Raw genomic sequence first — 19,129 nt, 5'->3', positions numbered from 1 at the left:
GGCCTGAACGTATCGAACGCTCCGATGGTTCTGGGCTGGCCGGGAATGAGGGAGAAAATGGCCCGGCCCGGAGAAGGTGCGGGAACATGGGGGGGCACGGGGCCTGAAGGTCGGCAAGGTTGTTCAATTTTACTATTCGATAGTGAGTTATCGTTTGATATATCTAAACAAAAAATGACCTGGCAGGGGTCGTAGAGCCCAGGTCGGGACGAACATGGCGAGGTGCAGGCGGCACTGTACTCGCATCCCGCCCATAAAAAGAGGCCGCCCGGGCGACCTCTTTGTCGTCTGCGACTTCGCTGCGGATCAGGGCAGGGCATCGGGCCGGAAGGTGTTGCAAGGATCTGTGTCCCTCGTGTCTCAATCGATCAGGGCAATGCATCGGGCCGGAAGCTGGCGCGGATCTGCGGCACCAGGGGAGAGGGGTCGAAGCCTTTCTCCTCCCCGAGCACCGGGTGGAGCAGGGGTTGGTCCCGGATAGGGGTGAGGTCCCCCGCCAGCAGCTGCCTTGTGGCCTGGCCCATCTGGTAGAGCTGGCGCACCGGGTCGAACTGGCGGGCGAGATCCAGCCCGTCCCCGGCCCGGGTGAAGGCCATCATGGGGATCTGGTAGCTGGCATCCCGTGGCGGTTTGGCGCCGTGGATACCCTTGCCGGCCGACATCAGGAAGGGCTGGTGGTCCCCGAAGGCCACCACCAGGTAGCGCTTGCCGGAGCTGTCCAGGGTCTTGAGCAGCCGCTCCAGGGAGGCTATGGCATCCACCACCCCGGTGTAGTAGGTGTTGAGCAACTGGGTATCCGCCGGGCTCTGATCCGGGCAGGCGCCGCTGCGCTGCTGGGCCCGGTAGCGATCCCCGTCGAAGGGGCCGTGCCCCTGCATGGTGACCGCGTAGGCGAACAGGGGCTGATCGTCCTGGTTGCTGCGTTTGAGCAGGTGATCGATGAGGGCATCGTCGGAGATATAGAGCCCCTTGTGCTCGAGGGCGGTGAAGCGGGTATCGAACCAGCGCTCCTGGTAGCCGAGGGCCGGGATCGCCTTGGCGCGGCCCCAGAACTTCTCCACATAGGGGTGGGCGAACAGGGTCTGGTAGCCGCTTTGGGCTGCACTGCGCGCAAGGCCGGGCACCTTGTCCGAGAGGTAGTAGTAGGGCACCACCCCCTGTTTGAGCAGGCCCACCGGCAGGCCGGTGTTCATCTCGAACTCCGCCAGCACCGTCATGCCGCCCGTGGTGGGGGAGTGGATGGTCTTGCGCCATTGGGCCACGCTGGCGGGCAGGCTCAAGGTGGGGGCGGGGGCGCAGAGACGGCCCTGCCAGTCAAGCCAGAGTGACTCGTATTGCAGCACGATCACCAGATCGAAGCGGGGAGCCCTGGGCTGGGCGGGCAGGCTCAGCTCCGGGGTGCGCTCGTTGATCTGCAAGGGGTAGCGAAACACGTTGCCGCTTTGCAGCATCTCGTCCACCAGGTTGAACAGGTAGAGGCCGGGGCCGGCGCGGATGATGTCCCTGTGGTAGTTCACCGCCCTGTCCACGTAGCGGATGTTGGCCCCGAGCAGCTTGTTGCCGGTCTGGGTGGCGAACACGCAGAGGGCGAAGAAGGCGGCGGTGGCGGCGGCGGTGCGCAGCAAGCCCCGCAGGATCCAGCGGGAGAGGGCAAAACGCCACACCAGAAAGAGGAGCCCCAGCACGACGAGCACCGGCACCACAGGGTGCTGATCGAGCAGGATGTGCAGCAGGGCCAGCAGGTTGCCCAGATCGTCCCCCCCCAGCGGCACCCCGTAGATGGCGATCTTCATGAAGTTGGCGAGCAGCCCGATGCCCGAGAGGGCGGTGAAGAGCAGCCCCATATAGAGGCTGAAGCCTGCGAGGGCGCAGAGGCTCCAGCCCAGCACCATGCTGCCCCAGGCGAGGTAGTAGTGCTCGGGCCGAAAGCCCGACCAGAACAGGAATTCCCCCAGCTTGAACACCACGAAGCCGTGGAGCAGCACGAAGGTGAGGTTGCCGAGCAGCAGGCTGCCTGCCACCCGGGCGCGGTAGCTTCGGCGCAGCCGCGGCAGCAGGGCCTTGAGCACGGCGGCGCTCACCAGCAGCACCAGCAGCAGGCTGGTCATCAGGTAGAGGAGGTTGAAACCGCGCTCCGGCAGGGTCTGGAGGATCTGGCTGTATTCGGCGCTCTCCGGCCTGTCTGCCAGCAGCAGCCCGATGCGCAGCTGGTAGCGGCTGTCCAGGGCGTCGTCGGGGGCGCGCAGGGCGCTGTTGAGGCTCAGGGTGCAGCGCTCCTTTCGGCACTTCTGGCGCTTGTCCACCGCCTGGCTCAGCTGGTCGATGCGCACCCCTTTGTCGTTGAGCAGCTCCACCCGCACCTTGTCCCCCTCCTGCAGGGGTTTGAGCAGTTGCCACTGGCTGCGCACCACCAGATAGAAGCCCCGGTTGTCACTTTTGTAGAGCAGGCTGTAGCGATGGAGGGTCGCGATGGGCTGATCCGCCGGGCCCAGAATGAGGGGGGCGGCACGCCCGAGCCAGCTGACGGGGTTGAGCAGCGGCAGGGCGAGGGTCAGCAGCAGCAGGGCGGTCAGCAGACCCAGCAACAGCCCGGCCAGGGGCTGGGAGGCGGGGCGGTGGCCGGTGACGGGGGCATTCATAAGGGCTCATCCTTGGAGCGGTCATGGCAGCGACGACTGCCTCTATTTTGACCCGATGGTGCGTGGCTTGTTCCTTGATGTCAATTTAATGACAACAAGATGAATATTCCGTGATGAGCACTGTGAAGCAATTTGTGATCCCGATCCGCCAGGGGCACTCATTCTGTGATGAAAGCGTCATCATGAGCCTTTGCCGCTGGTCTGGGAGGGGGGCGCTGTTTAGTCTCTCAGTAACGGTTGGAGGTACATGTATGAATCCCAAAGTTGCGGCGCGTCAGGCCAGATTGCTCCAGATGCTGGAGAGCAAAGAAGAGATCCGGATCGGGCGGGAGCGGGACTGCCCCCTGCCGCTGCCCCAGCTCGTCCGGCTGACCGAGGATCACCCGGACGTCGTCAAGGTCTACGGTCACGGGCTCACCGCCGAGGTGTTCCATCTCAAGGTGGAGGGGCACCACTGGTGCCTGAAACGCTGCCGCCAGGACTCTCTGGTGGCCAATGTGGACGGCAAGACCGCCTTTCTCACCGAGCTGGAGCGCCGCCGGGAGATAGAGAGCCTGCGGGAGCTGCACCCCACCATCCTCTCCAACGTGGTCTGTACCAGTTTCGGCTCCGCCCGGGCCGGGGTGCTGGTCTCCCCCTGGCTGCGGGGGGAGCCGGTGCGCACGCTCTGCGAGCGCAACCTGGCGCAGATGCTGGCGGTGGAGGCGGAGCTGGCCCGCTGGGGCTGGTTTGACTGGGATCCGAGCCCGGGCAACCTGCTGGATGACGGCCAGCATATCTCGGTGTTCGATTTTGGCTACATGTGGCCCTTCGATCCCCTGCACGAGTTCAATTCCAACGGCCTCACCGATCCCGATTTCCATGTGCCTGAGCGGCTGGAAACCCGCACCCTCTCCGGGCTCTGGCTGGACGAGGCGGATCCCTTGCCGCTGTTTCGCCGCTGGCGCGAGCTCTGCCTCGCCTGGGCCAGGGGAGAGCTGCAATACCTGTCGCGGGAGGGGGCGAGCGCCCCCGTGCTGGCGCGGATGCAGGGACTGGTGGGGGAGTGGAGTGCGGCGCTGGCAAGCGACGAGGCGCTGGCGGCCAACTGGTGGCGCGACATGTACCGCAGCCATCGGCTCGACATCCTGGACGATCTCAGCGGCAAGAGCTGCGGCCCGCTCACCCTGCGCCGCCTCGACTGGCTGGAGCAGGCGGTACGGGAGCACTTCCCGGCCCTGGTGGACAATCTGGCCCCTGACGAAGCGGGGCTCGGTCAGGCCGGGTTGCTGCAACGGCTGGGAGGGCTGCGCGAGCAGATCCGGGCCAATCTGCTGCCCACCCGGGCCACCCTGGTCACCAGCTGATGGTGAAAGAAGAGTGACAAGAGGGGCGCCGCGGCGCCCCTCTTTGCTGAGTGGGGAAGGCCGCCCCGGGTGTGATGGGGCGGAGGAGGCTCGTTGTGTGCCAGCGCCGGGGCAACTCAGTCGAGCAGTTCCCGGTGCAGGCAGTTGACGATGTGGCCCGCCTCGTCCTCTTTGACCAGGAAGCAGAGGTTGTGGGCGCTGGCGCCGTAGCAGATCATCCGGATGTTGTGCTCGCGGATGGCGTCGAACACCTGGCTGCCCACCCCGGCCGCTTCGCTCATGCGGTTGCCGATGAGCGCCACCAGGGCGAAGCCGGTCTCCACTTCCACCTTGCACAGCTGGCCGAGCTCCGCCAGCACCTTGTCGTTCAGGATGGGTTCGCCGTTGCTCTGACTGCCGGTGTGATCCAGGGTCAGGGAGACGCTCACCTCGGAGGTGGTGATGAGATCCACCGAGATGCGGTGACGGGCCAGGATGCCGAACACCTCGGCCAGGAAGCCGTAGGCGTGGAACATGTTGAGGCTGTGCAGGGTCACCAGCACCTGCTGGCGGCGCAGGGCCACGGCCCGGAACAGCGGGTTGCTGCGGGTGGTGGCGCGGATCCAGGTGCCACCGGCGGCGGGATCCTTGGCGGAGCCCACGAACACCGGGATGTCCTGGCGCAGCGCGGGTTGCAGGGTGGCCGGGTGCAGCACCTTGGCGCCGAAGGTGGCCATCTCCGCCGCCTCCACGAAGCTGATTTCGGGGATGGGGCGGGCGCGGGTAACCAGGCGGGGATCCGTGGTGTAGATGCCGGGCACGTCGGTCCAGATCTCGATGCTGCCTGCGTCCAGGGCCTCGGCCAGGAGGGCCGCGCTGTAGTCGGAGCCGCCACGGCCGAGGGTGGTGGTGCGGCCATCGCCGTCGGCACCGATGAAGCCCTGGGTGATGACCAGGCTGTCACCCAGCAACGGGCCCACCGCCTGCTGGCAGAGGGCGCGGGTCGCCGCGAGATCCACGGTGGCCTTGCCAAAGCGGCTGTCGGTGCGCAGCAGTTGGCGCGCATCCTGCCACTGGGCCTTGACCCCGCGCTGGTGCAGGAGTTCGGTAAAGAGACGGGTGGACATCAGCTCGCCGCAGGCGATGAGGCGATCGGCGAGTTCGGCGTCGGTGTGCTGACTGGCCTGACGGGCCATGGTGCGAATGTCGCCGAGCTGGGCATGGATGAGGGCGCTCACGTCGCTCGGGTTGCCAAGGGCGGCCAGAATGGCCAGCTGGATGTCGGCAAGCCTGGCGAGCTGGGCATCCTGTCCGGCTTCGTCCAGTTCACCCTGAGCCAGGCTCACCAGCAGGTTGGTGACGCCGGCGCTGGCGCTCAGCACCACCACCCGGGTCGCCGGATTGGCCAGCACCACGTCGGCGCAGTGGTTCATGGCCGCGGCATTGGCGACGCTGGTTCCGCCAAACTTGGCGACATTGATCGGGTTCATTGCATACTCCTGTCTCAAGGTGAAAATCCGGTTTCATCGGGCAAATAGAGAGGAGGAGGCAAAAAATGGCAGGAAAACGCGAGGATCCCGGCCAGAAGCACTCCACCTGCAGAGCCCATCCCGTACCCGCCCCAAGGTGGGGCGCGGTGTGGGATGACCACTACCGATGACAACCCGGGGGATTCAGCCCCCGCAGCCGACGTGGCGGTGTCCAGTCACTCGCCTCGTCTCGGCGCTGCTCCCCCTGACCCAAGTTCACCGGACACTGGTGTCCTCCCTTGGGCTGCCTGGGCAGCGCTCCTCTTCTGGTGCCACCTGTGACAGGTGGCGTGCATGTACAAATACCTTGGTCTGGATTGCACTGTCAATCGAGTTCGTAAAAAAGAACAAAATTGACGGTAACCAGGCACAAGATCAATCAGTTACGAAATGGTCTTGGACAAAACCTTGGAGCGACGCTGCCAGTTGTAGAAGCGCTGGCGCTCCACCGGCAGATCTTCGACTTCCAGGGGATCGAAGCCCCGCTCCCGGAACCAGTGGATGGAGCGGGTGGTGAGCACGAACAGGCGACGGATGCCGAGCCGCTTGGCCCGCTCGGCCACCTTGGCTATCAGGGTGTCCCCCCGGTTGGAGTTGCGATACTCCGGGTGGATGGCGACGCAGGCCATCTCGGCCATGGCTTCTTCCATGAAGCAGTAGAGCGCTGCGCAGCCGATGATGAGGCCGTCCCGCTCGATGATGGTGAACTTGTCTATCTCCATCTCCAGCTGCTCCCGGGAGCGGCGCACCAGGATCCCTTCCTCCTCCAGCGGACGGATGAGGTCCAGGATGCCGCCGATGTCCTCAATGGTGGCGGCCCGGGCCCGCTCGGCGCTTTCGCGCACGATCTGGGTACCCAGCCCCTCGCGGCTGAACAGCTCCTGCAGCATGGCGCCGTCGTCCTGATAGCTCACCAGGTGGGAGCGGGGCACGCCACCCCGGCAGGAGGCGATGGCCGCGCGCAGGTAGCGGGCGGTGCCTGACATCTCTTCCCCCGCCTGCTCCAGCGCCACCAGCAGCTCTTCGGCCTGTTCGGGGAAGAGCTCGGAGATGGCCTCTCCGTGCCTGTCCATTACCCCCTGGGTGCTGCTGAAGCAGATGAGCTTGTCGGCTTTGAGATCCACCGCCACCCGGCGGGCTACCTCTTCCGAGCTCAGGTTGAAGCTCTCGCCGGTGACCGAGCAGCCGATGGGGGAGATGAGCACCAGGCCGTGCTGATCCAGCTGGCGGGTGATCCCCTCCACATCGATGCGACGCACCCGGCCGCTGTGGCAGAAGTCGATGCCGTCATCCACACCCAGCGGCTGGGCGGTGACGAAGTTGCCGCTCACCACGCTGATGCGGGCCCCCTGCATGGGGGTGTTGGCGAGGCCCATGGAGAGCTGGGCGGTGATGTCGTATTGCAGACCGCCGCACACCTGCTTGATGATGGCGAAACTGGCATCGTCGGTGACCCGGATCCGCTTGTGATACTGGGCCTGGATGCCGGCGCGGGCCAGGGCCTCGTCATTTTGCGGACGCGAACCAAACACCAGTACCAGGCGGATCCCCAAGGTCTGCAGCAGGGCGATGTCGCTGACGATGTTGGCGAAATTGGGGTGACAAATGGCTTCCCCGCCGATCATCAGGACGAAGGTGGCACCCCGGTGCACATTGACATAGGGGGTGGATTGCCGAAAGGCATGGACCAGGCTGGGTTCGCGTTCACGCACGTGTTTCATTCCATAAAAAAGCAGCAATTCGCCCAATATATGAAAATAAATTCACAAATCAAGACTAAATATCGACTTGATGTTTTTTTGTCGCCATTTTGACCAGTGCTGGTGGGGAGGGGAAGACGCAGGCGAGGGCGGGAGGGTCGCCCCGGGGGCCGCTCCCTGGTTGATCCGGGCTAATAACCTGATATCTTCGGTGTTCCTTTTCGTCAGCCGCATTGCGCGGGGTTTTATACAAGGACAGGGCATATGGAGCAGATTATTTCACCGGCAGAGGCGCTGCCGGGACGGCGGGAAGCGCTGGAGATTGGCCAGGTGCACGCAGTAAACGGCCACCCGACCCAGGGGCCCTGGCCCGAGGGGATGGAGCTTGCCTGGTTCGGCATGGGCTGTTTCTGGGGGGTGGAGCGTCTGTTCTGGCAGCAGCCCGGGGTCTATTCCACCGCCGCCGGGTATCAGGGGGGGCTGACCCCCAATCCCACCTACAAGGAGGTGTGCAGCGGCCTGACCGGCCACGCCGAGACGGTGCAGGTGGTGTTCGATCCCAAGGTCATCAGCTATGGGGATCTCGTCAAGCTGTTCTGGGAACACCATGATCCGGCCCAGGGGATGCGCCAGGGTGGCGACATCGGCACCCAGTATCGCTCCGTCATCTTCGTCGGGGACGACACCCAGGAGGCGATTGCCCAGCAGAGCCTGGCCGCCTACCAGCAGGCCATGACGGCGAGCGGTGACGGGCGCACCATCACCACCCGCATCCTGCCGCTGGCCCCCTTCTATTACGCCGAGGATTATCACCAGCAATATCTGGAGAAGAATCCCGAGGGGTATTGCGGCCTGGGGGGCATCGGCGTCTGCCTGCCTCCCAGCCTGAATCGCTGAGGCGTCATTGCATACCACGGGGGCCATCAGGCCCCCGTGTCATTGTGATGAAAAATAATTGAAAAAAATGCGTCAGGTGGGGAACTAAACTGAACCCTGGCTGACCAACAGGGTAGCGACCACGGATGGTTGCCAAGACCAGACACATTTTTTTGCCCCGATATTCATTACTCTGACAAGCGCGATGAATTGACAATGCTAGCAAGCAGGGCTGCCCGATGAGGCGGCCCTTTTCATTGGGCCCCGCCTCACTCCTCGCCTCATTGCATCTCGTCCCATTGCCGTCACGGCAGGGGTGGGGTCAGCTGATGGTGCTGTCGAACAGGTTCTTGATGAGGTCGATGAACTCGATGAGGAAGGCTTGCTGGGCTTCGCTGGGGGCGGACAACCAGACGGCGGAGAGCACCTCTTCCAGGTCGGCGACCACGGCATCGGCCTCCTGCATGATCAGGAAGCGCACCTTGGGGTCGAGCTGGGGGTTCTGCTCGCAGATGGCCATCAGGTTGTCGGCCACCCGGCTGCTCACCAGATCCTCGATGGTCTGGGCGCCGCCGCCTTGTTGCTGGCTCTCGAACAGACCCAGACTCTCTACCAGATACTCGATCAGCGCAATGTAACCGTCGCTCTCTACCACCATGATGGCTGCCCTTTCTTCATTGCCTTGGGGAAATGGTGCGTATTTTAGTGGCTGAACCCGTCATGGCAAGCGGCAGTGGAGCCGATGGCGGATAAATTGGACACCGCCGCGCTCCACAGTCTCCAATCCGGTCAGCAGGAAGCCGTGACGCAGGAAGAGGGCGAGGCTGAAGGCGCTCGCCTCCGTGGTGAGGCTGCCAAGTCCCATCTGGCTGGCGGCTGCCAGCACCCGCTCCAGCAGCAGGGTGCCAAGCCCCTGGCGCGGATGATCCGCGCTCACGTAGAGCAGGCTGAGATGACCGTCATCGCTCAGGGTGGCAAAGCCAAGGGGCACATCGTCTTGCTCGATGACCCAGCCATGGTGCTCGCGCAACTGGCTGGCAAGCCCCGGGTGATGGGTGCCCCTGGCCCACTGCTCAACCTGCTCCGGGCTGTAGTGTGCAGGCCCCAGGCGGCGTACCGACTGCTCGAACAGATCCAAAAGTCTTGGAATGTGCGCCTCCTCGAGGGGGACGATGCGAGGAGAAGAAAGAGACGGCATGGGTCAATCCTCCCTGATGGTCGCGCGGGGAGCCTGGGGCCGCTTCGCCCTGGGCAGACCCGCCACCACCCGCTCATAGGAGTGGACTATCCAGCCCTGCCAGAGATCGTCAGACAGGCCTTCGCTCAGTGTCACCGTGTTCCAGTGCTGCTTGTTCATGTGCCAGCCCGGTTTCACCTCGGGGTGGATCTCCCGCAGCAGCAGGGCGAGCTCGGGTTCGCACTTCAGGTTGATGGAGAGGGGCTCCGCCTGCCAGTCCACCAGGGCAAACATCTTGCCGGCGATGCGGTAGACCAGGATCTCCGGGCCGAAGGGGGTGTCCTCGGTGGCGCCGGGCTGGCTGAGCAAAAATTCACGCAATTGAACGAGGGTCATGGGGACTCCAGGCTGGTCCGATCATGGTGGAAGCATGTTCACCGGGGTGAGCCTTCTGTTAATATGCGCGCCGAGTATACCCCCCATCACCCCGGGAGCCCATGAGATGTTGTACCACAAGACCTTTGAACTGGGTCCCGATCGGGATTGGGTGGTGTTCGTGCACGGTGCGGGCGGCAGCTCCTCCATCTGGTTCAAGCAGTTGCGGGCCTACCGGGAGCACTTCAACGTGCTGCTGCTGGACCTTCGCGGTCACGGCCAGTCCAACCAGCTGCAGCAGGTGGTAAAGGGGCACTACAGCTTTCGGGCCGTGACCGAGGATATCCTGTGCCTGCTGGATCACCTGCGCATCCCCCACGCCCATTTTGTCGGCATCTCCCTTGGCACCATCCTCATCCGCCACCTGGCGGAGCTTCGCCCCGAGCGGGTCAAGAGCATGGTGCTCGGCGGCGCCATCCTGCGTCTCGACATCCGCTCCCGGGTGCTGGTGCAGCTTGGTCGCCTCGGCCAGCACTTCCTGCCCTACATGTGGCTCTACCGCCTGTTCGCCTTCATCATCATGCCGCGCCAGCACCATCAGGAGTCCCGCAACCTCTTCGTGCGCGAGGCTCGCAAGCTCTGCCAGAAGGAGTTCAAGCGCTGGTTCCGTCTCGCCACCGAGGTGAACCCCCTGATGCGCTACTTTCGCGAGCGGGCCCTGCCCATTCCCACCCTCTACGTGATGGGGGAGGAGGATCACATGTTCCTCGCCCCGGTGCGCGAGCAGGTGGCCCGCGACCCTTACAGCCGCCTCGAAATCATCGAAAAGTGCGGCCACGTCTGCAACGTGGAGCAGCCGGATCACTTCAACCGCCAGTCCCTGGCGTTTCTCTCCCGTCAGGCGGCGTCATCCGCCCTCTGAGGCCCGACAAGGGCCTCAGAGGAAGTAGTGGCCAATCTCCAGATAGCGCTGGCGGATGTGCTCGATGAGCAGCCTTATCTTGCGCGGCGGCTGGCGGGTGAAGGGGTAGACGGCGTAGATGCCGAGCTTCTTGCCCACCTGATCGGGGAAGAGATCCACCAGCTCGCCGTTCATCAGATCGTGATAGACCAGACAGCGCGGCACATAGACGATGCCGCGCCCCCCCAGCGCGGCCTTGCGAAGGGCTCCGGCGTTGTCGGTTGAAAAGCTCCCCGACACCGACACCAGATAGTTGCCCTCTTCCCCCTTGAAGGCCCACTCCGAGGCCCCCGTGCTCTGGTAGGCGTAGCGCAGGCAGTTGTGGGTGAGCAAATCTGATGGCTCCCGCGGCGCCCCGAAGCGGCGCACATAGGCGGGGGCGGCGCAGATGACCCACTGGGAGTCGAGAATGTGGCGGGCAATCAGGCTGGAGTCATCCAGATAGCCGGTGCGAATGACCAGATCGAACCCCTCTTCCACCAGGTTGACGAAGCGGTTGTCCAGCGACATCTCCACCGTGAGCCCCGTGTGCTGCTGGCAAAAATCGGCCACCGCATCGGCGAGCAAGAGCTCCCCCGAGATGGTGGGCACCGACATCCGCACATGACCGCTCACCTTTTCACCAAATCCCGCCACCGCGTCGAAGGCGTCCAGTGCGGCGGCCTTCACATTTTTGGCACCTTGATAGAGCGCCTTGCCCGCCTCACTCAGGGTGAGCCGGCGGGTGGTGCGATAGAGGAGCTGCACCCCGAGCTCCTCTTCAAGACGCCCGATCCGTTTGCTAACCACTGAATTTGTCAGGGAATTTTGTTCAGCCACCTTGCTGAAGGAGCCGGCCTCCACCACCTGGGCGAAGAGGATGAGGTCGTCGGTACTGGCCATATTGATCAACTTTTGGAACGAATGTTGTTCATTATTTCCATATATCGCGAAAAAGGAACAGGGTAAGGTCACGTCCGCTTAACAAAACAACAACAAGGTGCGCCTCTGCACCCCTCTGGACAAGGACGCAATGATGACAGACACCCTGCTGGCCCTGGTGGCCTTCTCGCCGATCCTGGTGGCCGCCGTGCTGCTAGTCGGCCTCAACTGGCCCGCCAAGCGCGCCATGCCCGTCGCCTTCCTGTTGACCGTGTTCATCGCCCTCTGGGGTTGGCAGATGAGCCCGACCCGGGTCTTCGCCTCCACCCTGCAGGGGCTGGTGATCACGGTGACCGTGCTCTGGATCGTGTTCGGCGCCATCCTGATGCTCAACACCCTCAAACACACCGGCGCCATCACCGCCATTCGTGGCGGTTTCACCAACATCTCGCCGGACCGGCGCATCCAGGCCATCATCATCGCCTGGTGCTTCGGCGCCTTTATCGAAGGGGCCTCGGGCTTTGGCACCCCCGCCGCCATCGCCGCGCCCCTGCTGGTGGCCATCGGCTTTCCGGCGCTCGCCGCCGTGCTGCTCGGCATGATGATCCAGTCCACCCCGGTGTCGTTTGGCGCGGTGGGCACCCCCATCCTGGTGGGCATCAACAAGGGGCTGGATAACCAGGCCATCGGCCAGACCCTGAGCGCCGGTGGCAGCAGCTGGGACATCTACCTGCAACAGGTGACCACCAACGTGGCCCTCATTCACGCCACCGTCGGCACCCTGATGCCGGTGCTGATGGTGATGATGCTGACCCGCTTCTTTGGCCGCAACCGCAGCTGGACCGAAGGGCTTTCCATCCTGCCCTTCGCGATTTTCGCCGGGCTCGCCTTCACCGTCCCCTATGCCCTCACCGGCATGCTGCTCGGCCCCGAGTTCCCGTCCCTCATCGGCGGTCTGGTGGGGCTGGCCCTGGTGGTGACGGCGGCGCGAGCCGGTTTTCTGGTGCCCAAGAACTCCTGGGATTTCGCCCCCGAGAACGAGTGGCCCGCCGAGTGGCTGGGCTCCTTGAAGCTCGATCTCAAAGAGGCCGCCGGTCGCCCCATGTCGCTCATGCTGGCCTGGCTCCCCTATGTGGCGCTGGCGTTCCTGCTGGTGGCGAGCCGGGTGAGCCCGGAGTTCAAGGCAAGCCTCCTGTCGGTGAGCCTCGCCTTCACGGATCTCTTGGGGGAGAAGGGGGTCAGCGCGTCGATTGAGCCGCTCTACCTGCCGGGGGGGCTGCTGGTGCTTTGCGCCCTGCTCGCCACCTGGCTGCAATCGCGCTCCCTCGCCCCCTTCGGTCGGGCGCTGGGGGAGTCCAGCCGCACCCTGATCGGCGCCGGCTTCGTGCTGATTTTCACCGTGCCCATGGTGCGCATCTTCATCAACTCCGGCGTCAACGGGGCGGATCTCGCCAGCATGCCGGTGACCACCGCCAACTTTGCCGCCGGGCTGGTGGGGGAGTTCTTCCCGGCGCTCAGCGCCACCATAGGTGCGCTGGGGGCCTTTATCGCCGGCTCCAACACGGTATCGAACATGATGTTCAGCCAGTTCCAGTTTGAAGTGGCCCAGACCCTGGGGGTCTCCACCGCCGCCATGCTGGCCCTGCAGGCAGTCGGTGCGGCGGCCGGCAACATGATTGCCATTCACAACGTGGTGGCGGCCTCGGCCACCGTGGGGCTGCTCGGTCGTGAGGGGGCGACGCTGCGCAAGACGGCGCTGCCGGCCCTCTACTACCTGCTGGTCACCGGCCTTATCGGGCTGGCGCTCATGTACAGCTTCCACATCTCGGACGCACTGCTGCAGCTCAAGTAAGGAGAGCAAGTGATGAAGGTAATGCGGGTCTACCCGGCCAAGCCGGCCGATGTCTATCTCTACGCCACCTGTCTGGTGGACCTGTTCGACCCGGTGGCGGGGCTCGATGCCATCGCCCTGATCGAGCGGGAAGGGATAAGGGTGCACTTTGTCGAGAAACAGACCTGCTGCGGGCAGCCGGCCTACACCTCGGGTCACGAGGAGGAGGCGCGCAAGGTGGCGCAAAGCCAGATGGCGCTCTTCCCCGAGCCCTGGCCGGTGGTGGTGCTGTCGGGCTCCTGCGGCGGCATGATGCACCACCACTACCGCCGCCTCTTCCCCGAGAGCCCCGAGGTGGCGGATTTTTGCGATCGGGTGTTCGAGCTCACCGAGTTTCTGGCCCGGGTCTGCCGGGTGCGCTGGCACGGGGTGGGGGAGGCGAGCATCGTCATGCACACCTCCTGCTCGGCCCGGCGCGAGATGCAGGTACACACCACGGCCCGCAGCCTGCTGGGGCAGCTCGATGGCGTCACCTTGCATGAACAGGCCTACGAGAGCGAGTGCTGCGGCTTTGGCGGCACCTTCTCGGTGCGCCACCCCCACATCAGCCAGGCCATGGTCGAAGACAAGACCCGCCACCTGCTGGCCACCGGCGCCGACACCCTGGTGAGCGCCGACTGGGGGTGCCTCTTGAACATCAAGGGATCCCTGGCCTATCAGGGCAGGATCTTGCCCGCCATGCACCTGGCGAGCTTCCTGCTCGCCCACAGCCGCCCCGACAGTGACGAAATAGCTCATAACGGCGCCGCTATTAGCGATTTGGCTCATACCAAAGAGGCCCAGCCCCATGTCTGATCACGCCAAGTATTCGCCGCGCCGCTTCCATCCCCAGGCCGAGGCGGCCCTGGCCGACCCGGTGCTGCGTCAGAATTTTCGCGGCGCCATGGATTACCTGCGCGCCAAGCGCCGGGATGCCTTCGCCGACCCGCAGGAAGAAGCGGCGGTGCGCGATGCGGCGGAGCAGATCCGCCAGCGCTGCCTCTCGCGCCTGCCCGATCTTTTGGAGCAGCTCGATGCCAACTGTGAGCGCAACGGCATCCGGGTGCACTGGGCCCAGACACCGGCCGAGGCCAACACCATCATCCTTCGCATCGCCCAGCAACATGGGGTGAGCAGCATCGTCAAGGGCAAGTCCATGGTGAGCGAGGAGGTGGGGTTCAACCACGAGATGGCGCGCCACGGCATCCATTGCCTTGAGAGCGACATGGGGGAGTTTATCGTCCAGCTCGACGGCGACACCCCGTCCCACATCATCATGCCCGCCATCCACAAGAACAAGCAGGAGGTGAGCGACACCTTCGCAAGCAACCTGGAAGGCTTCACCCCCACCACGGACGTGGATGCCCTGATCCAGACCGGGCGGCGGGCCCTGCGCGAAGAATTTCGCCGCGCCGGCATGGGGCTCTCCGGCGTCAACTTCGCGGTGGCCGAGACCGGCAGCCTCTGTCTCGTGGAGAACGAGGGCAACGGGCGCATGTGCACCACTGTGCCGAAAGTCCACGTGGCCATCACCGGCATCGAGAAGGTGGTGGAGTGCCTATCCGATGTGCCGCCCCTCTACAGTGCCCTGACCCGCTCGGCCACCGGACAGGCCATCACCACCTACTTCAACGTCATCAGCGGCCCGCGCCGGGCTGGGGAGCTGGACGGCCCGGACGAGGTGCACCTGGTGCTGCTGGACAACGGCCGCAGCCAGGCTTATCGGGACGAGGAGCTGCGCAAGACATTACAGTGCATCCGCTGCGGTGCCTGCATGAACCACTGTCCGGTCTACACCCGCATCGGCGGCCACGCCTACGGCACCATCTACCCGGGCCCCATCGGCAAAATCATCTCCCCCCATCTGCTGGGGTTGGAGAGCACGAGCGATCTGGTGACGGCCTCGAGCCTGTGCGGTGCCTGCGGCGAGGTGTGCCCGGTGCGCATCCCCATTCCCGACCTGTTGCAGCGCCTGCGCCGGGAGGCCAAGCACGACGCCCAGCCCGGCCACGAACCGCTGGCGGGGCAGGGGGCGGCCAAAAGCCGACTCGAAACCCTTGCCATGCAGGGCTTTGCCTTTGCCGCCACCCACCCGCGCCTCTACCACGCCGCAACCGGGGTGGCCGGTCGCCTGCGGGGCTTGATGCCCAAACACCTGGGCCCCTGGACCCAGTGCCGCGAAGCCCCCAAACCCGCCCCCCAGAGCCTGCACGCCCTGCTGCGCCAGAAGAAGAAGGAGTCCTGAGATGTCGAGCAAAGAGGCCATATTAAGCCGCCTGCGCGGCGCCGCCACCCCCATGGCCCACGCCCCCCATGGCTGGCAGCCCTGGCGCGGAGAGGATGAACAGGCGCGGCGCGAGCGCTTTGTTGTCGGGATCAGCGCCAGCCACGCCGAGATCCTCACAGTCCAACAGGTAAACCTGGCCCGGGATCTGGCCGCCTGGCTGGATGAAGAAGGCGTGACGCATCTGGCCTGTGGCCAGGGCGGCCGCTGGCAGGAGGAGGTCGCGGCCGCCTGCGCCGGGCGATCTGTGTTGACCCCCGCAGGCGAGTTCGCGAGCTGGAAGGACGATCTGTTCGATGCCTGTCAGGCGGGCATCACCCACTGCGCGGGGGCCATCGCTGATACCGGGACGCTCGTATTGCTGCCCGATGGCGGCGAGCCGCGCACCCTCTCGCTTGTGCCCCCCTGCCATATCGCCCTGCTGGCGGCCTCCACCATCGCCGACAACCTGGTGGGGCTGGTGGCGGCCGGGCGCTGGCAGCAGGCCATGCCCACCAACCTGCTGCTGGTCTCCGGCCCCTCCAAGACCGCCGACATCCAGCAGACCCTGGCCTACGGCGCCCATGGCCCGAGCCGCCTCTTGGTCGTGCTGGTGGAGGATTGCTGATGCGCTGGAACCAGTTTGACGCCGCCGTGCTCTCGCGCATCCCGCCGGAGCGGCTGGTGAGGGACCCGGACTTGCGATTGGCCCACGGCACGGACGCCAGCTTCTACCGGCTGGTGCCCGAGCGCATCGTGCGCCTCGACTCTTTGGATGAAGTGCGCTTCGTGCTGTCGGTGTGCCGCGAATTGAATTTGCCGTGCACCTTTCGCGCCGCCGGCACCAGCCTCTCGGGCCAGGCCCTGAGCGATTCGGTGCTCATCACCCTGACCGACAGCTGGCGCGGCCACCGCATTCTGGACGAGGGGGCCCGCATCGCCCTGCAACCCGGGGTGATCGGCGCCGATGCCAACCGCTATCTGGCGCCCCTGGGGCGCAAGATTGGGCCGGATCCCGCCTCCATCAACGCCTGCAAGCTCGGCGGCATCGCCGCCAACAACGCGAGCGGCATGTGCTGCGGCACCGCCCACAACAGCTACCACACCCTGCACGCCATGACCCTGCTGCTGGCCGATGGCACCGTGCTGGAGAGTGGCGACCCCCAGAGCCGCGCCGCCTTTGCGGCCAAGCGCCCGGAGTTGCTGGACGGGCTCGCCGCCCTGCGTGCCGAAGTGCTGGCGAACGCCGAGCTTGCCGCCAAGATCCGCCACAAGTACCGGCTCAAGAACACCACCGGCTACGCCATCAATGCCCTGCTCGATCATGAGGATCCCGTCGATATCCTCACCCACCTGATGATTGGCTCGGAGGGGACTCTCGGCTTTATTGCCGAGGTGGTGCTCGACACCGTGCCCGAATACCCCCACAAGGCCTCGGCCCTGCTGGTGTTTCGGGACGCCGAGCAGGCCTGTCTGGCCACCTCGCGCCTGAAAAGTGCGCCGGTGGCGGCGGTGGAGCTGATGGATGGGCGATCCCTGCGCTCGGTGGCGGGCAAGCCCGGTCTGCCGGACTTTATCAAGACGCTGGATCTGGCCGCCTGCGCCCTGCTTGTGGAGGTGCATGGGGAATCGAAAGAGGCGCTGGTGGATCGCTGCGAGCAGGTGACGGCCATGGCCGCCGAGTTCGCCCAGGTCGCCTCTGTGCCTTTTACCAGCGACAGCGCCGGGCTCTGGGCCATTCGCAAGGGGCTTTTCCCGGCGGTGGGGGCGGTGCGTACCACAGGCACCACCGTCATCATCGAGGATGTCGCCTTTCCCATCGAGCGTCTGGCGGAAGGGGTGGCGGGGCTGCAAGCCCTGTTCGATCGCTTCGAATACGGTGAAGCCATCATCTTCGGCCACGCGCTGGAGGGGAACCTGCACTTCGTCTTTACCCAGGGCTTTGACGATCCGGCCCAGGTGGCCCGCTACGGCGCCTTTATGGATGCGGTGGCGGAGCTCGTCGCCGTGCGCTTTGGCGGGTCCCTCAAGGCCGAGCACGGCACCGGCCGCAACATGGCCCCCTATGTGGAGCTGGAATGGGGGTCGGAGGGGATGGCGCTGATGCGGCGCATCAAGGCGCTGCTCGACCCCGATGGCCTGCTCAATCCTGGCGTCATCATCAACGATGACCCCAAGGCCCACCTGGCCCACCTCAAGCCCATGCCGGCGAGCGATGCCATCGTGGATCCGTGCATCGAGTGCGGCTTTTGCGAGGCGGTCTGCCCCTCGCGCACCCTGTCGCTGTCGCCGCGCCAGCGCATCGTGCTTTACCGCGAACTGGCCCGCCGCAATCGTGCCGATGAGCCCTCCAACCAGCTGGCCCAGCTATTTGACTATCAGGGCATCGATACCTGCGCCGCCACCGGGCTGTGCGCCGATCGCTGCCCGGTGGGCATCAACACTGGCAGCCTGATCAAGAAGCTGCGTAGCGAAAAGTACCAGCGCTTTGTGCCCATCGCCCGCTGGAGCGCCGATCACTTCGCCGGCGTTACCCGCACGGCCCGTGGGGCCCTCGGCTTCAAAGCCATAGCGGGCAAGGTGTTGGGAGACAAGGCGCTGGCAGGATTGGTGAACGGGGTTCGCCATCTGAGCGGCCAGCGCACACCCGCCTGGCTGCCCACCCTGCCGGGGCCGAGCCGCTACCTGTGGCCGCAAGGGGAGGGGAGCCATGGCGGATCCAGCGAGGACATTGGAGAGGATCGCGCCGTGGTCTACCTGCCGTCGTGCGCCAGCCGGGTATTCGGCCAGCAGGAGGAGGCCCCGTCACTGCCGGACGTGGTGTTATCCCTGCTCAAGAAGGCGGGCTGCCGGGTGATAGTGCCGCAAGGCATTGAGGGGCTCTGTTGCGGCATGCCCTATGACAGCAAGGGGATGGTCGAGGTAGCGGAAGCCAAGCGTACTGAGCTGGCGGCGGCGCTGTGGCAGGCAAGCGAGCAGGGGCGCTGGCCCGTGCTGCTCGACACCAGCCCCTGCGTGCAGCGACTGCTGTCGGGGGCGCTCGGCAAGGGGCTTCGGGTGTTCGAGCCCTCCGCCTTTGTGCTGGAACATCTGCTGCCCCACCTTGAGCTGACCCCCATCGATGAGACCGTGATGCTTCATATCACCTGCAGCAGCCGGCGCATGGGGCTCGGCGATAAGATGCTGGCGGTGGCCCGCGCCTGTGCCCGCGAGGTGATAGTCCCTGAGCATATCCAGTGCTGCGGCTTTGCCGGTGACAAGGGGCTGATGACCCCGGAGCTCAACGCCGCGGCGCTTGCCAGCCTGCCCGCCCAGGTCCCCAGCGATTGCCGTCAGGGATTCAGCAACAGCCGCACCTGCGAAATGGGGCTTAGCCAGCACGCCGGCATTCCCTATCACAGCATCCTCTATCTGGTGGATCAGGCGGCGAGATAGGGGAAAAAAACGGCAGGATAACTATCCTGCCGTTTTCAATGGGGTGAACAAGGTGGCTTAAAAACGGGACTTGTCTGGTGCTACGTGCTATGAAAGGGGCCGATACTGATACGAACGA

At 65.0% G+C, this 19,129-nt stretch carries 15 protein-coding genes and 1 riboswitch; of the genes, 8 read left to right on the top strand and 7 right to left on the bottom strand.

All coding sequences use genetic code 11. The features are described 5' to 3' along the window. Nucleotides 1-368 precede the first annotated feature (368 nt). Entirely contained in the window at nucleotides 369-2,639 is a 2,271-nt protein-coding gene (locus tag H7R73_RS14680) for an LTA synthase family protein (RefSeq protein WP_103259911.1), read from the bottom strand. 251 nt (nucleotides 2,640-2,890) lie between these two features. On the opposite strand from H7R73_RS14680, the gene H7R73_RS14675 reads away from it, so the two are divergent. After that, a complete protein-coding gene (locus tag H7R73_RS14675; RefSeq protein ID WP_010674362.1) occupies nucleotides 2,891-3,985 on the top strand; it encodes a hypothetical protein in 1,095 nt (364 codons plus the stop codon). Between the two features lie 116 nt (nucleotides 3,986-4,101). On the opposite strand, the gene lysC is transcribed toward H7R73_RS14675, so the two are convergent. Beyond that, nucleotides 4,102-5,454: a lysine-sensitive aspartokinase 3 gene (lysC, locus tag H7R73_RS14670; protein WP_010674363.1), complete on the bottom strand. Its 1,353-nt coding sequence runs from the start codon at nucleotides 5,452-5,454 to the stop codon at nucleotides 4,102-4,104. Between the two features lie 87 nt (nucleotides 5,455-5,541). Continuing rightward, nucleotides 5,542-5,767: riboswitch (Lysine riboswitch) on the bottom strand. Between the two features lie 109 nt (nucleotides 5,768-5,876). Further along, complete coding sequence (gene argA / locus H7R73_RS14665) at nucleotides 5,877-7,205, bottom strand: amino-acid N-acetyltransferase (protein WP_041215931.1); 1,329 nt, start codon at nucleotides 7,203-7,205, stop codon at nucleotides 5,877-5,879. A 252-nt stretch (nucleotides 7,206-7,457) separates the two neighbouring features. Here argA and msrA point away from each other — a divergent pair, with 252 nt between their 5' ends. Then, nucleotides 7,458-8,090 carry a peptide-methionine (S)-S-oxide reductase MsrA gene (gene msrA, locus H7R73_RS14660; RefSeq protein ID WP_010674365.1) on the top strand — a complete coding sequence of 211 codons (633 nt, stop codon included), beginning with the start codon at nucleotides 7,458-7,460 and terminating at the stop codon, nucleotides 8,088-8,090. Nucleotides 8,091-8,391: 301 nt separating this feature from the next. Here the strand turns inward: msrA and H7R73_RS14655 are convergent, their stop codons facing one another. The 3 genes from H7R73_RS14655 to H7R73_RS14645 are packed head-to-tail and all read right to left on the bottom strand — an operon-like array spanning nucleotide 8,392 to nucleotide 9,642. After that, the gene (locus H7R73_RS14655; protein ID WP_010674366.1) at nucleotides 8,392-8,727 is read right to left on the bottom strand and encodes a DUF3802 family protein; all 336 of its coding nucleotides are present in this window, start codon (nucleotides 8,725-8,727) and stop codon (nucleotides 8,392-8,394) included. 60 nt (nucleotides 8,728-8,787) lie between these two features. Continuing rightward, nucleotides 8,788-9,267: a GNAT family N-acetyltransferase gene (locus H7R73_RS14650; protein ID WP_103259912.1), complete on the bottom strand. Its 480-nt coding sequence runs from the start codon at nucleotides 9,265-9,267 to the stop codon at nucleotides 8,788-8,790. A gap of 3 nt (nucleotides 9,268-9,270) precedes the next feature. Further along, complete coding sequence (locus tag H7R73_RS14645; protein ID WP_010674368.1) at nucleotides 9,271-9,642, bottom strand: MmcQ/YjbR family DNA-binding protein; 372 nt, start codon at nucleotides 9,640-9,642, stop codon at nucleotides 9,271-9,273. Between the two features lie 106 nt (nucleotides 9,643-9,748). Between H7R73_RS14645 and H7R73_RS14640 the strand changes: the two genes are divergently transcribed. Then, on the top strand, nucleotides 9,749-10,543 hold the full coding sequence (locus H7R73_RS14640) for an alpha/beta fold hydrolase (RefSeq protein WP_042863674.1): 795 nt from the start codon (nucleotides 9,749-9,751) through the stop codon (nucleotides 10,541-10,543). Between the two features lie 15 nt (nucleotides 10,544-10,558). Here H7R73_RS14640 and H7R73_RS14635 read toward each other — a convergent pair whose 3' ends face one another. Further along, a complete protein-coding gene (locus H7R73_RS14635; protein WP_103259913.1) occupies nucleotides 10,559-11,536 on the bottom strand; it encodes a LysR family transcriptional regulator in 978 nt (325 codons plus the stop codon). 61 nt (nucleotides 11,537-11,597) lie between these two features. Here H7R73_RS14635 and H7R73_RS14630 point away from each other — a divergent pair, with 61 nt between their 5' ends. The 5 genes from H7R73_RS14630 to H7R73_RS14610 are packed head-to-tail and all read left to right on the top strand — an operon-like array spanning nucleotide 11,598 to nucleotide 19,011. After that, nucleotides 11,598-13,295, top strand: coding sequence for an L-lactate permease (locus H7R73_RS14630; protein WP_103259914.1), 1,698 nt, complete (start codon nucleotides 11,598-11,600; stop codon nucleotides 13,293-13,295). Between the two features lie 12 nt (nucleotides 13,296-13,307). Further along, nucleotides 13,308-14,129 (top strand): (Fe-S)-binding protein, encoded by an 822-nt coding sequence (locus H7R73_RS14625; RefSeq protein ID WP_103259915.1) that lies wholly within the window; start codon nucleotides 13,308-13,310, stop codon nucleotides 14,127-14,129. Further along, nucleotides 14,122-15,558, top strand: a complete 1,437-nt coding sequence (locus tag H7R73_RS14620; protein WP_103259916.1) for a LutB/LldF family L-lactate oxidation iron-sulfur protein — start codon at nucleotides 14,122-14,124, stop codon at nucleotides 15,556-15,558. The genes H7R73_RS14625 and H7R73_RS14620 overlap by 8 nt, the downstream gene beginning before the upstream one ends. Before the next feature lies 1 nt (nucleotide 15,559). Further along, entirely contained in the window at nucleotides 15,560-16,204 is a 645-nt protein-coding gene (locus H7R73_RS14615; protein ID WP_103259917.1) for a LutC/YkgG family protein, read from the top strand. Next, nucleotides 16,204-19,011 (top strand): FAD-binding and (Fe-S)-binding domain-containing protein, encoded by a 2,808-nt coding sequence (locus H7R73_RS14610; RefSeq protein ID WP_103259918.1) that lies wholly within the window; start codon nucleotides 16,204-16,206, stop codon nucleotides 19,009-19,011. The genes H7R73_RS14615 and H7R73_RS14610 overlap by 1 nt, the downstream gene beginning before the upstream one ends. Nucleotides 19,012-19,129 lie beyond the last annotated feature (118 nt).

Origin of the sequence: Aeromonas sp. WP2-W18-CRE-05 (assembly GCF_014168615.1) — a bacterium.
Taxonomy (GTDB): Bacteria; Pseudomonadota; Gammaproteobacteria; order Enterobacterales; family Aeromonadaceae; genus Aeromonas; species Aeromonas caviae.
This window is presented reverse-complemented; position numbering and strand designations above follow the sequence as displayed.

Coding starts and splice junctions, on each gene's coding strand:
- H7R73_RS14650 (WP_103259912.1), bottom strand. CDS start 9,267: ATGCCGTCTCTTTCTTCTCCTCGCATCGTCCCCCTCGAGGAGGCGCAC.
- H7R73_RS14655 (WP_010674366.1), bottom strand. CDS start 8,727: ATGGTGGTAGAGAGCGACGGTTACATTGCGCTGATCGAGTATCTGGTA.
- H7R73_RS14675 (WP_010674362.1), top strand. CDS start 2,891: ATGAATCCCAAAGTTGCGGCGCGTCAGGCCAGATTGCTCCAGATGCTG.
- lysC (WP_010674363.1), bottom strand. CDS start 5,454: ATGAACCCGATCAATGTCGCCAAGTTTGGCGGAACCAGCGTCGCCAAT.
- msrA (WP_010674365.1), top strand. CDS start 7,458: ATGGAGCAGATTATTTCACCGGCAGAGGCGCTGCCGGGACGGCGGGAA.
- H7R73_RS14610 (WP_103259918.1), top strand. CDS start 16,204: ATGCGCTGGAACCAGTTTGACGCCGCCGTGCTCTCGCGCATCCCGCCG.
- H7R73_RS14645 (WP_010674368.1), bottom strand. CDS start 9,642: ATGACCCTCGTTCAATTGCGTGAATTTTTGCTCAGCCAGCCCGGCGCC.
- H7R73_RS14680 (WP_103259911.1), bottom strand. CDS start 2,639: ATGAATGCCCCCGTCACCGGCCACCGCCCCGCCTCCCAGCCCCTGGCC.
- H7R73_RS14625 (WP_103259915.1), top strand. CDS start 13,308: ATGAAGGTAATGCGGGTCTACCCGGCCAAGCCGGCCGATGTCTATCTC.
- H7R73_RS14620 (WP_103259916.1), top strand. CDS start 14,122: ATGTCTGATCACGCCAAGTATTCGCCGCGCCGCTTCCATCCCCAGGCC.
- H7R73_RS14615 (WP_103259917.1), top strand. CDS start 15,560: ATGTCGAGCAAAGAGGCCATATTAAGCCGCCTGCGCGGCGCCGCCACC.
- H7R73_RS14630 (WP_103259914.1), top strand. CDS start 11,598: ATGACAGACACCCTGCTGGCCCTGGTGGCCTTCTCGCCGATCCTGGTG.
- H7R73_RS14640 (WP_042863674.1), top strand. CDS start 9,749: ATGTTGTACCACAAGACCTTTGAACTGGGTCCCGATCGGGATTGGGTG.